Source organism: Luteibacter sp. OK325, from assembly GCF_003050935.1.
Taxonomy (GTDB): domain Bacteria; phylum Pseudomonadota; class Gammaproteobacteria; order Xanthomonadales; family Rhodanobacteraceae; genus Luteibacter.
Window position 1 is genome coordinate 149,684 of the sequence record NZ_QAOX01000009.1, and the last position, 11,966, is coordinate 161,649.

The 11,966-nt window shown below is 63.5% G+C and carries 10 protein-coding genes; 7 read left to right on the forward strand and 3 right to left on the reverse strand.

All coding sequences use genetic code 11. The annotated features are described in order from the left end of the window. Nucleotides 1–2: 2 nt before the first annotated feature. On the forward strand, nucleotides 3–2,240 hold the full coding sequence (locus C8J98_RS18140; RefSeq protein WP_107914625.1) for an NADP-dependent isocitrate dehydrogenase: 2,238 nt from the start codon (nucleotides 3–5) through the stop codon (nucleotides 2,238–2,240). A gap of 92 nt (nucleotides 2,241–2,332) precedes the next feature. Here C8J98_RS18140 and C8J98_RS18145 read toward each other — a convergent pair whose 3' ends face one another. From C8J98_RS18145 to C8J98_RS18155, 3 genes are all read right to left on the reverse strand, one after another. Further along, nucleotides 2,333–3,565, reverse strand: coding sequence for an SGNH/GDSL hydrolase family protein (locus C8J98_RS18145; protein ID WP_107914627.1), 1,233 nt, complete (start codon nucleotides 3,563–3,565; stop codon nucleotides 2,333–2,335). A 183-nt stretch (nucleotides 3,566–3,748) separates the two neighbouring features. After that, nucleotides 3,749–4,696 carry an aldo/keto reductase gene (locus C8J98_RS18150; RefSeq protein WP_107914629.1) on the reverse strand — a complete coding sequence of 316 codons (948 nt, stop codon included), beginning with the start codon at nucleotides 4,694–4,696 and terminating at the stop codon, nucleotides 3,749–3,751. A gap of 64 nt (nucleotides 4,697–4,760) precedes the next feature. Further along, the gene (locus C8J98_RS18155) at nucleotides 4,761–4,955 is read right to left on the reverse strand and encodes a hypothetical protein (RefSeq protein WP_107914631.1); all 195 of its coding nucleotides are present in this window, start codon (nucleotides 4,953–4,955) and stop codon (nucleotides 4,761–4,763) included. A 119-nt stretch (nucleotides 4,956–5,074) separates the two neighbouring features. Here C8J98_RS18155 and C8J98_RS18160 point away from each other — a divergent pair, with 119 nt between their 5' ends. The 6 genes from C8J98_RS18160 (at nucleotide 5,075) to C8J98_RS18185 (ending at nucleotide 11,958) form a co-directional block, all read left to right on the forward strand. Next, complete coding sequence (locus C8J98_RS18160) at nucleotides 5,075–5,974, forward strand: LysR substrate-binding domain-containing protein (protein ID WP_107914633.1); 900 nt, start codon at nucleotides 5,075–5,077, stop codon at nucleotides 5,972–5,974. 343 nt (nucleotides 5,975–6,317) lie between these two features. After that, nucleotides 6,318–6,497, forward strand: a complete 180-nt coding sequence (locus tag C8J98_RS18165; protein ID WP_107914635.1) for a hypothetical protein — start codon at nucleotides 6,318–6,320, stop codon at nucleotides 6,495–6,497. 156 nt (nucleotides 6,498–6,653) lie between these two features. After that, nucleotides 6,654–9,281, forward strand: a complete 2,628-nt coding sequence (gene mgtA, locus C8J98_RS18170) for a magnesium-translocating P-type ATPase (protein ID WP_107914637.1) — start codon at nucleotides 6,654–6,656, stop codon at nucleotides 9,279–9,281. Nucleotides 9,282–9,368: 87 nt separating this feature from the next. Continuing rightward, nucleotides 9,369–9,875, forward strand: coding sequence for a hypothetical protein (locus tag C8J98_RS18175; RefSeq protein ID WP_107914639.1), 507 nt, complete (start codon nucleotides 9,369–9,371; stop codon nucleotides 9,873–9,875). A gap of 317 nt (nucleotides 9,876–10,192) precedes the next feature. Then, nucleotides 10,193–11,248 (forward strand): histidine kinase, encoded by a 1,056-nt coding sequence (locus tag C8J98_RS18180; protein ID WP_107914641.1) that lies wholly within the window; start codon nucleotides 10,193–10,195, stop codon nucleotides 11,246–11,248. Then, nucleotides 11,245–11,958 carry a LytTR family DNA-binding domain-containing protein gene (locus C8J98_RS18185; protein ID WP_107914643.1) on the forward strand — a complete coding sequence of 238 codons (714 nt, stop codon included), beginning with the start codon at nucleotides 11,245–11,247 and terminating at the stop codon, nucleotides 11,956–11,958. The genes C8J98_RS18180 and C8J98_RS18185 overlap by 4 nt, the downstream gene beginning before the upstream one ends. The last annotated feature ends 8 nt before the right edge of the window (nucleotides 11,959–11,966 follow it).

Below are 11,966 nucleotides of genomic sequence, written 5' to 3' on the forward strand. Positions count from 1 at the left end.
TCATGTCCAGCTCGCCCAAGATCATCTACACGCTCACCGACGAGGCGCCCTTCCTCGCGACCGCTTCGTTCCTGCCGATCATCGAGGCCTTTGCCGGCACCGCCGGTGTAGCTGTCGAGACCCGCGACATTTCGCTCGCCGGCCGCGTCCTCTCGCAGTTTCCGGATTACCTCACCGATGCGCAGAAGATCGGCGACCACCTGGCCGAGCTCGGCACCCTGGCGACCACGCCGGACGCGAACATCATCAAGCTGCCGAACATCAGCGCCTCCGTGCCGCAGATGAAGGCCGTCATCCGTGAGCTCCAGGCGCAGGGCTACAAACTGCCCGACTACGTCGACGCGCCCGCCACTGACGAACAGAAAGACACCAACGCACGCTACGGCAAGGCCATGGGCAGCGCCGTGAACCCGGTGTTGCGCGAGGGCAATTCCGATCGTCGCGCGCCGCTTTCGGTGAAGAACTTCGCTCGCAAGCACCCGCACCGCATGGGCAAGTGGTCGAGCGAATCGAAGTCGCACGTGTCGCATATGGACGGCGGCGATTTCTACGGCAGCGAGAAGTCGGCCACGCTTGATAAGGCCGGTAGCCTGCGCATCGAATTCACCGCCGCCGATGGCAGCGTGAAGGTGCTCAAGGACAAGGTTGCCGTGAAGGCCGGCGAGATCGTCGACGCCGCCGTGATGAGCAAGAAAGCGCTCGCCAGCTTCATCGACGCGCAGATCGCGGACGCGAAGGCCAGGGGCGTGCTCTTCTCGCTGCACCTGAAGGCCACCATGATGAAGGTGTCCGACCCGATCATGTTCGGTATCGTCGTGCGCGAGTTCTACAAGGACGTACTGGGCAAGCATGCCGATGCGCTGAAGCAGGTCGGTTTCGATGCCAACAACGGTATCGGCGACCTCTACGCCCGCCTCGACAAACTCGACGCGGCCACGCGCTCGGCCATCGAAGCCGACCTCAAGGCCGAGTACGCCCACCGTCCGGCGCTGGCCATGGTCAACTCCGACAAGGGCATCACCAACCTGCATGTGCCCAGCGATATCATCGTTGATGCCTCCATGCCGGCGATGATCCGTGATTCGGGCGGCATGTGGAACGGCGAAGGCAAACTGCAGGATGCCAAGGCGGTGATCCCGGATCGCTCCTACGCCGGTGTCTATCAGGTGGTAATCGAGGACTGCATCGCGCATGGTGCCTTCGATCCGGCGACCATGGGCAGCGTCCCCAATGTCGGCCTGATGGCGCAGAAGGCCGAAGAGTACGGTTCGCACGACAAGACCTTCCAGATCCCGGCAGACGGCAAGGTACGCGTCCTCGCCGACGACGGTAGTGTCGTCTTCGAGCACGCCGTCGAAGCCGGTGATATCTGGCGCATGTGCCAGACCAAGGATGCCCCGATCCAGGATTGGGTGAAGCTCGCCGTGCAGCGCGCGCGCCTCTCGGCCACGCCGGCCGTGTTCTGGCTGGACAAGAATCGCGCCCATGACGCGCAGGTGATCGCCAAGGTCGAACGCTATCTCAAGGACCACGACACCAGTGGCCTGGACATCCGCATTCTCGATCCTGTCGCTGCGACGAAGCTGTCGCTCGATCGCATTCGCAAGGGCGAAGACACCATCTCGGTCACCGGCAACGTGCTGCGCGACTACCTGACCGACCTGTTCCCGATCATGGAACTGGGCACTTCGGCGAAGATGCTCTCCATCGTGCCGCTGATGGCGGGCGGTGGCCTTTTCGAAACCGGTGCCGGCGGTTCGGCACCGAAGCACGTGCAGCAGTTCGTCGAAGAGGATTACCTGCGCTGGGATTCGCTCGGCGAGTTCCTTGCGCTGGCAGCATCGCTCGAGCATCTCGGCGAGCGCTACGACAACAAGCACGCCCGCGTGCTGGCGAAAACCCTGGACATCGCCAACGGCCGCTTCCTCGACAGCAACAAGTCGCCGGCCCGCAAGGTGGGTGAAATCGACAATCGTGGCAGCCACTTCTACCTGGCGATGTACTGGGCCGAGGCACTCGCTGCGCAGGACGACGATGCCGACCTGAAGGCAAGGTTCACGGCGGTCGCGAAGGAACTGGCCGGCAACGAAGAGAAGATCATCGGCGAACTCAATGGCGCGCAGGGCAAGGCCGTGGAAATCGGTGGCTATTACCATCCGGACATGGCCCTGGTCAGCGCAGCGATGCGTCCCAGCGCCACGTTCAACGAGGCCATCGCAACGCTGCTTGCATCGCGTTGATGCAAGCTGACTGTGGGAGCCGCTTCAGCGGCGATAGCCCGATGGCGGCGACTCCTTCGCCGGCGTAGCCGGCTCCCACAGGGCAAGACAGCCTACTTACGCAGCCCCCACGCCACCGGTGCAGCCTCGATCGCCCACTGGGCCATCAGCTCATGCACCCGCGTGGTGGGATGCAGCGTATCCCAGAACACGTACTTCGATGGGTCGGTGCAGTCCGGTCGACGCTTTTGTGCCTTGATATACGACGTTGAACTCGGCGAGTCGATCGCCAGACAGGAGTCCTTCGTGTTGGCGATGCCGAAGCGTCCAGGCGCCTTCAATACATCGTCGAAGTAGGCCCGTGCGTTGACCAGGCGCACTTCGGCGGGCGTGGTGGCGTTCACGCGCTCGACAACCTGTGCGATGTGATGGTTGTAATACTCCACCTTGCCGAGGATGGTACCCGCATCGGTTCGACCCAGGCGGAAGACCGGGGCCACGGATATGTCGGGAAGATTGACGACAAGGATCTTGCGGGCTCCATGGTCGACGAGGCGGCGCAAGGCGAGCTCCTGATCTTCTACGATCTTCGGAGCGGTCTTGGTGTCGTTGACGAAGTCGTTGCCGCTGATCAGGAAGGTGAATAACGTTCGCGAGGGGTCATAGCCCTTCGCCTTGGCCGCGTAGTTGAAGAAGCCGTCGATCTGCCGGCCGACACCGTGAATGATGCCGAACTTCGCATCCTTCGTCTGTGCGCCGCCGATCGCCCAGTTGTTCAGGGCGAGGCCGGTGCGAGCGGCCAGGTGCTCGATCCACGTCGGGCCGTTGCTGAAGCGACCCAGGTACCAGGAGGCGCCGGGCAGCTTCCACTGCGATTCATTGAACATGTTGCCGGTGTCGCTAAGGCTGTCGCCGAACGACACGATACGCTCGATCGGCTTGCCCTTTGCGAGGTCGCCGTTGTACCAGATTTCGTAGTTGTAACTTTGCGCGTTGTCCGCGGCGCCGATCATGGCGAGACCGTTCGAGTCGGGCACCGTGGAAATCTTCTTCATGCAAGCGGCGCGCAATGTCGCGGGTGCTGCGTCGGTGAAGAACATGCTGCGTGACTTCAGGATCGATGCGTTGTGCCACTGACCGCGAAGGATGTGGTCGGCGGCGACGAAGCCGGTTGCCACGCCGGTGGGATCCGACTTCAGGCGATAGTGGCAACGTACGCCAGTATTGATCTCGCTGAAAGGGCCGCCCTGTACGGCGGATGCCGACGGTGCGGCGTGCGATACAAGGGCAAAGCCGGCAAGAGCGCAACTGGCTGCGTAAGCAAAGGCGCGTCCAATCGGGGACATGGGGAACTCCTGTAGGGGTGGGATGCCGGAAGCGCTGCTTCCAACAACGACATCGTGCCCCTACGCCATTTCCCTGAATGTCGGCCATAGCTGACGAAAGCGTCGGCGTTCTCCTTCGCTTTTCTAGTCTCTAATCCTAGACGCTATCGGTCGAAGATCGGCGGTGCCGTCCTTACTCGCGGATCACGCGGCGCTGGCATCGCTGAGCGTCGTTAGCTCATCGTCGCTGAGTGTGAGCGACACCGACTTCGCGAGTTCGTCAAGTTGCGCCACGGTGGTTGCGCTGGCGATCGCTGCGCTGATGGCAGGCTGCGCCATTACCCACGCCAGCGCCACCTGCGCGGGCTTTGCGCCATGCGTCCGGGCAACCACGTCCAGCGCATCGAGCACTCGATAGCCACGCGCATCGAGATACTTCTTCACCTTGCCACCGCGTGCCTTGCTCTTGTCCAGGTCCGTTTCGCTACGGTACTTGCCGCTGAGGAAGCCACTAGCCAGGGAGTAGTAGCTGATGACGCCAACACCCTCCTTCGCGCACAGCGACTGCATGCTTTCTTCGAAGCCTGCGCGGTCCATCAGGTTGTATTCGGGCTGCAACGATTCGTAGCGCGACAACGATTTCGATGCGCTCGTGGTGAGCGCGTCGGCGAGGCGATTGGTGCTGTAGTTGGAGGCGCCGATCACGCGCACCTTGCCTGCTTTCACCAGGTCGTCGAACGCACGCAGTGTCTCTTCGAGCGGTACCCTTGCGTCGTCCTCGTGCGACTGGTAAAGGTCGATGTAGTCGGTTTTCAGGCGGCGCAGCGAATCGTCCACCGCCTCCTTGATGTTGGTGGGCGCCAGACCCGGGTAACGCGCCCACTTGCCGACCTTGGTCGCGATGACGACGCGGTCACGCTTGCCGCCCTTCTTCAGCCAGTTACCGATGATGGTTTCGGATTCGCCACCTTCGTTACCCGGTACCCAGGCTTCGTATACGTCTGCCGTGTCGATCAGGTTGAAGCCGTGATCGACAAATGCGTCAAGGAGCTCGAACGAGCGTGGCTCGTCCGCGCTCCACCCGAACACGTTGCCGCCAAAGGCGAGCGGGGCGATCTGCAAAGGCGAACGACCGAGGGGGCGAAGCTTCATGCGTCTCTCCGGGGAGGGCGGAAACCCCCATTTTGAGGCACACGAAGTTCAGGCAATGTATCCGTCAGCAGGTGGCGCAGGCCGGGCGGGCGGGAACCTCGTGCGATGCCTTGCGCTCTACCATGCGGGGCGTCGGCGCGGCTTTCGCTGAGCCCGCGCCATGGTCGGCTGCGAGTTCCTCGCGGCCAAGGCGGAAGATGAGTTCGCGGTCGACGATGTGCCCGTGCATGAAGGCGAGGCCGGTAAAGATCGAAGCCATGACGTACTCCTTGCGTGTGAAGCCGCAACCCCTTGCGACTATCGGTGTAGTTAAGGGTGCCTGTTCCGCAGCCCGCCAAAAAGCGATATGTTTGCAACCTGGACTTGAGGATTTTTCACATGTCTCGCCTGCCGCTCGGTCAGCTTCAGGGGTTTGTCCTGGTCGCCCGGACCGGCAAGCTGTCGCTCGCCGCCGAGCAGCTCAACCTCACGGTCAGCGCCCTCAGTCATCAGATCCGTAACCTCGAGGAACGGCTTGATCGCTCGCTGTTCGAGCGCGGTCCGCGCGGTGTCACGCTCACCGCCGACGGCAACAACCTGCTGGATTCGATCGGCCATCACTTCGACGGCATCGAGCACGCTCTCAATCGCTATGCGAGCCGTCACCAGGACACCGTGACCCTGAGCGTGCTGCCCTCGGTCGCGTCGAGCTGGCTGGTCCCGCGTCTGCCCCGACTGGTCGGCGCTCATCCGGACCTAGAGCTCAGCCTGTCTTCGTCGGTCTCCGTAGTCGACTTCGACCGCGAGCCGACCATCGACGTTGCTTTCCGCTATGGACTGGGGTCCTGGCCACGGACCAAGGCCGATCGACTGTTCGGCGAATACATCGTCCCCATCGCCAGTCCTTCGCTGGTGCGCAAGATGGGTGGCTTGCCCGACACTTCGCTCGCTGGCTGGCCGCTGCTCGGCGATCCGTCCGGCCGCTGGAACGACTGGGCCGAAGCCTTCGGCATGCCGTTGCCGTCGCGCTACGTCGCCCGCTTCGACAACACCGAGCACCTGCAACGCGCCGTGCTGGAAGGCATGGGCGTGGCCCTGGGCCGCCTCGTCATGGCCCGCTCGCTGATCGAATGCGGGGCGCTTACGGTGCTGTGCAAGGAGCGGCTGCGGGTTGCCGAGGCGTATTACCTGGTGTATCCCAAGCGGTCGGAATCGCACAGTGGAGTGGCTCGCTTCCGTGACTGGTTGCTGGGCGAGGCCCGGGAATACGAGGCAGGGATCACGGCCGGCGTCGCCTGAACCTTCTGTAGGAGCCGATTCATCGGCGATAGGATTCGCGGCAACCTGGTTATCGCCGATGAATCGGCTCCTACTGGGTGCTTGACCGGCGCTCGCTGCGGCGCGACAATTCCCGGGCTACCGCTCAGCACTTCTCGTGCGGTGGCACCCTTCTTAGCTTATCCAGGCTTATGGACGTCTACCCTAGTCGACGCGCCGGCTTCCGCTTGCATCGGAGCCCGGCGCTGGCAAAACTCATCGCCCGCGGCGACCGTACCCGGTCGGCCGGCGCTTTCCTCCGCTAGGGAAAGTCCGGCTCTCCTCGTCGGAAGCTCGCGAGCTTCCGTTATTCGAGGATTGAGCCATGTACATCCAGCTCGAAAAGACCGGTCCGCTGATGTTCGGCCGCCGTCTCGCTTTCGCTCTTGCCCGTCGTCGTGCCAACGAGGTCTCCCCGGCCAAGCGCACGATTACCGTTCCGCGCTCGCTCGACGCGACTGAAAGCAATTTGAAACGGGTTGACGGCAAACTGCCGCAAGCATGAACAGCGACATAGACTCTACGGCGCGGCTTTCGCCGTCCGCCGTCACGATTACCCGGAAACCGAACGTCGGCTCCGCGCCGGCGCGCACGCCTTCAGCTGCCAGCTGAGAGCCGCTCGCGCCCGCCCCGGAGAGGTCGTCCGGAAAGGCAGTGAGCCATGAAGAAGCACATCGCGCAGGCGGCCGTCGCCGCCAAAGCCTTCAACAACGCCAGCGCCGACGCCTACCGTCCGGCCGATGAGCTCCTGCGCTCGCTGGACGCGCGACTCGATGGCCTGGACGAGGCTGCCATCGCCGAGCGGCTTGACCGCGACGGTATCAACGAAGTTGGTCACGAGAAGCCGCCGCACTGGTCCATCCAGCTGCTGCACGCGTTCCGCAACCCCTTCATCATCGTGTTGCTGGTGCTTGCGGTGGTCCAGATCGTCACCGAGCCGGATGACTTCACCGGCCCGGTGATCATCGCCGTGATGGTCGGCATCAGTGTCCTGCTCTCGTTCACCCAGGAGTTCCGCTCGTCGCGCGCGGCCGAGAAGCTCAAGGCCATGGTCCGGAATACCTCCACGGTGACCCGCCGTGCCGAGGATGGCCACGCCGAGCGCATCGAAGTACCGGTCGAGGAGCTGGTGGTGGGCGACATCGTCCACCTCGGCGCCGGCGACATGGTGCCGGCCGACTTGCGCCTGCTCGCGGCCAAGGACCTGTTCATCAGCCAGGCCATCCTCACGGGCGAGTCCTTGCCGGTGGAGAAGGCCGCACCGAACGCGACCACCGGCCCCGGTTCCGCCGACGGTCCGCTGGACCTGCCCACCGTCTGCTACATGGGCACCAACGTGGTCTCCGGTACGGCGACGGCCGTGGTGCTGTCCACCGGCTCGCGCACCTACCTCGGCTCGCTCGCGCACACACTGTCGGGTGAGCGCGTGCAGACCAGCTTCGACCGCGGCATTTCCTCGGTGAGCTGGCTGCTGATCCGCTTCATGGCGGTGATGGTGCCGATCGTTTTTGTGATCAACGGGTTCGACAAGCACGATTGGCTCGAAGCCTTCATGTTCGGCCTGTCGGTCGCCGTGGGACTGACGCCGGAAATGTTGCCGCTGATCGTCACCGCCAACCTCGGCAAGGGCGCCATCGCCATGTCGAAGCGCAAGGTGGTGGTGAAGCGGCTCAACGCGATCCAGAACTTCGGCGCGATGGACGTGCTTTGCACGGACAAAACCGGCACGCTCACGCTGGACAAGATCGTGCTCGAGCGCCACGTAGACCTCAACGGTGACGACTCGGACGACGCCCTGGAATACGGCTACCTCAACAGCCGCTTCCAGACCGGCCTGCGCAACCTGATGGACAAGGCGGTACTCACGCATCGCGATCTCGAGCCGATTGCTTCGCGCTTCCACGTGGTCGACGAGATTCCGTTCGACTTCCAGCGTCGGCGCATGTCGGTGGTGGTATCGGATGGTCGTGGCGAGCAGCTGCTGGTCTGCAAGGGCGCCGTGGAGGAAATGCTGCAGATCTGCAGCGAGGCGCGCATTGGTGACGTGGTCGAGCCCATGACGGCGGAGAAGCGTGCCGAGATCCGCGCCATGACGCGCGAGCTCAACGAAGATGGTCTGCGCGTGCTCGTCGTCGCGATTCGTCGCGATCCGGCGGGCGAGCGGGCTTACGGTGTGGCCGACGAAACCGGCCTGACCGCGGTCGGTTGCCTGGCCTTCCTCGATCCGCCGAAGGACTCCGCTGCCACGGCTATTCGTGCGCTGCATCACCACGGAGTGGCGGTGAAGGTCATCACGGGCGACAACGAAGCCGTCACACGCAAGATCTGCACCGAGGTCGGTCTCGACGTCACCGCGTCAGCCCTGGGTCGTGACATCGAGCAGCTCGACGACGACGCACTCGACGCGATGGTCGAGAAGACCACGGTGTTCGCGAAGATGTCGCCGGTGCAGAAGGCCCGCGTGGTCAAGGCACTGCAGCGTCGTGGCCACACCGTTGGGTTCCTCGGCGACGGCATCAACGACGCACCCGCGCTGCGCGAGGCGGATGTCGGTATTTCGGTCGATACGGCGACGGATATCGCCAAGGAATCGGCGGATATCATCCTGCTCGAGAAGAACCTGATGGTGCTGGAGGAGGGTGTGCTCGAGGGTCGCGTCACCTTCGGCAACATCATGAAGTACATCAAGATGACCGCCAGTTCGAACTTCGGCAACGTGTTCAGTGTGCTGGTAGCCAGTGCCTTCCTGCCGTTCCTGCCAATGCTGCCGCTGCAGATCCTCGTGCAGAACCTGTTGTACGACCTGTCCCAGCTATCGATCCCGTTCGACCGCATGGACGAGGAATACCTGCGCCAGCCGCGCAAATGGGATGCGGGCGATATCGGTCGCTTCATGGTCTGGATCGGACCGGTCAGCTCGGTGTTCGACATCACCACGTTCTGGCTGATGTGGCATTACTTCGGTGCCAACGATGTCGCCCACCAGTCGCTGTTCCAGTCGGGCTGGTTCATCGAAGGGCTGCTGTCGCAGACCCTCGTCGTGCACATGATCCGCACGCGGCGTGTCCCGTTCCTGCAGAGCGTAGCCTCCGCACCGGTGCTGGCGCTCACCGGCGCGATCATGATCATCGGCATGTTGATTCCCTACTCGGGCCTGGGCCAACGCATCGGCATGGTGCCGCTGCCCGGCATCTACTTCGCCTGGCTGGCGGTGACCCTGGTGAGCTACTGCATACTCACGCAGCTGATGAAGACGATCTACATCCGCCGCTACGGACGTTGGTTGTAAGACTACGAAACGGCATGGGCGTCGATGGACAGACGCCCATGCGCAAACACGGTGTCATGTGTGCTCCCCAACCAAGGAGACACCACGATGCTTCGAAACACCCTTGTCGCCGCCCTGCTGTTCGTTCCCGCCGTCGCCATGGCGCAGACCGAGACCACTCCAAAACCGGCGCCGGCGCCTGCCGCCGAGCGCTACGTCGACGCCATCCACTGGCCGGCGAATGAAGCCGGCATGGAACGCTTCGAAAAGCTCACGGAGCACCTCTCGGGCGCGTTCAACAACATCTGCGGCGACACCTTCTGCGAAGGCGACTACGGCAACCTCCGCCCGATGCAGCTGCGCTGCTCGGTGGATTCCACCAAGGGCACGATGAAACAGTGCCTGTGGACCTTCGCCGGTAGCTATACGCAGATCAACGGTAAGTCCGGGGCCGTGCAGGTCAATGCCAAGCTGTTCAAGTGCAAGCTTGCCCTCGCCAAGGACACGCCGGTGGAATCGTTCTACGAGGCGCTGATGTCTTCGAAGGAGCCGCTTGAGGTGAAGCTCCCGATGACCCGCAAGACCGTCTTCGACGGCCTCAACGCCTGCCTGTAACCCGCGACGCGCGATAGATGGACGCCCCGCCGCGAGTGGATTCGCGGCGGGGCTTCTTTTGTTTCTGTAGGAGCCGATTTATCGGCGATGGGCCTCGCGGCTTCACCCCTCCGTTGGCTTTTCGCCGCTGAAGCGGCTCCTACATTTACCTCTTCGCCGCTGAAGCGGCTCCCACAACCAGCCGGCGGCTCCTGCAACCGGTTCACCGCATGCCGATGTCGTCTCGTCCGCACGGACAATGGCTGGAAGATCGCCGCCATGCTCTACTCGTCGAATTTCTGACCGATAGCATCGGCTGACTTTGACGAAGGGTTCTCATGCGGGAAGATCGTAGCGTCACGGTGTCGCCGGGCATGGCCTGGGTCGCGGGCCTGCCGATTTTCGGTTGCATGCTGGTGATGGGGTTTCCCTCGTTCACCGACCCGAAGGCGCTGGTGTTCCGCCTGTTCTACACCTTGTCGTATCTTGCGTGGATCGTCCCGTTGGGCTGGCTGCAACGCCTGCTGTGGCGAAGCGGCGCCAGCTGGTGGACGATGGCGGCGGTGCTCCTGCCGGTGAGTTACGCCATGTCGGTGCTCAATGCGGTCATCGCGCTGGAGAACCTGGCCAGCCCTGAGATGCGTGCGAAGGTCACATGGGTCTGGATCTTCGGTGGTCTTGACGGCTGCTGGCTGGCCCTCATTGCGTTCTGCGGGCTACAGGCCATGGTGTTGCATCGCGCCGCTTTGCGTGCCGAGGGCGCGCGCCTCGTGCTTGCCGCGCAGGCGACGCGCGATGCCGAGTTGCGCGCGCTGAAATACCAGTTGCAGCCTCATTTTCTGTTCAACACGCTCAATGCGATCTCCGCGCTGGTCAACGACGATCGCAAGCGCGATGCCAGTCGCATGATCGCGCGCCTTGGCGACTTTCTTCGCACCACGCTGGAAGAGACGCGCGGTCATGAAGTAACCGTCGGCGACGAGGTGGTGTTCACCTCCGCCTACCTGGACATCGAGAAGGCGAGGCTCGGCGACCGCCTGCGTATCGACATCCATACCGGGCCGGAAACGCTCGACGCGCTCGTGCCCCACCTGCTGCTTCAACCGTTGGTGGAGAATGCGATTCGCCATGGCATCGCGCCGCGTGGGGAGGGCGGTACGGTGTCGATCCGCGTGCAGCGTGAAACCGATACCCTGCGTGTCGAGGTCGTGAACGACAGGATCGATGGTGTCATGAGCGAAGGCCAGGGCGTGGGTCTGGCCAATGTTCGCGCTCGCCTGCATGCGTTGTATCCGGAAGCCCACCGGTTCGACGCCGGGCCTGTCGATGCGCAATGGCGCGTGACGGTCGAGCTGCCCTGGCGGTTAGCGTCGCAGGCGAAGGGGAAAGAATGATTCGCGTAGCCGTGGTCGATGATGAGCCGCTGGCGCGCAGCGGCGTGCTTACGCGCCTGCGCGCCGAGCCCGACGTCACCGTCGTCGCCGAATGCTGCGATGGTCACGCCCTGGCGACGCTACGCAACGACGCCGTCGATGTGGCCTTCGTCGACGTACAGATGCCGGGCATGAGTGGGCTCGACGCGCTGGCGACGATCCCCGTGGCAGAGCGTCCGCTCGCGATCCTCCTCACCGCGCACGACAGCTTCGCCCTGCGCGCCTTCGAACTGAACGCCATCGACTATCTGCTGAAACCCATCGACGACGAACGTCTCGCCGAGTCCATCGAACGCGCTCGCCGGCAACTCGGGCGTTCGGTGGCGAGCCATTGGCCTGAACGCTTCAGTATCCGCATCGGTGCGCGCCTGAGTTTTGTCGAGGCGGCGGAAGTCACCTGGATAGAAGCCGATGGAGATTACGCTGCCTTGCATGTAAACGGGCAGCGCCATCTGCTGCGCGAAACCCTGACGGTGCTGTCGCGCAAGCTCGACCCGTCGCGCTTTCTCCGGGTGCACCGGTCGGCCATCGTCCGCGTGGACCAGGTGGCCGAGTTCCAGCCCCGTCCCAACCGCGATGCGGTGCTTCGTCTGCGTGACGGCACCACCTTGCGTGCAAGCCGCACCTATGTCGATGCGTTGCTCGCAGCATTGCGCCACGGGCACGGCTAGCTCACGGC